Here is a 320-nt window from a genome sequence, read left to right as displayed (position 1 = left end):
AGTGCGCGAAGTCCGTCCCGAGCACCAAGCGCGACACTGCTCGGTGCGGCACCCCCACGCCCTTCGGCTTCCCCGTGCTTCCCGACGTGAACATCACATACGCCAGGTTGCTCCCGCTCACGTTGGCAACGGGCGTGCTCTCCGCCTGCAAGGCAATCTGCGTGTCCCACTCCGTGTCCACGCACACCACCAGCTCGCCGCCCGCGGCCACCTCGTCCGCCAGCTTCTCCTGCGCCACCAGCAGCGCGACACCCGCCTCCTGCTTCATCCACGCCAGTCGCTCCAGCGGGTAGCTCGCATCCAGCGGTACGTACACGCCC

General features: G+C 68.4%; 1 protein-coding gene. It reads right to left on the bottom strand.

From position 1 onward, the window contains the following. The coding region (locus HV824_RS36830) for an AMP-binding protein (protein WP_176425389.1) at positions 1 to 320 on the bottom strand (320 nt) is incomplete at both ends.

The organism is Myxococcus sp. AM009 (genome assembly GCF_013372605.1).
Taxonomy (GTDB): Bacteria; Myxococcota; Myxococcia; order Myxococcales; family Myxococcaceae; genus Myxococcus; species Myxococcus vastator.
This window is presented reverse-complemented; position numbering and strand designations above follow the sequence as displayed.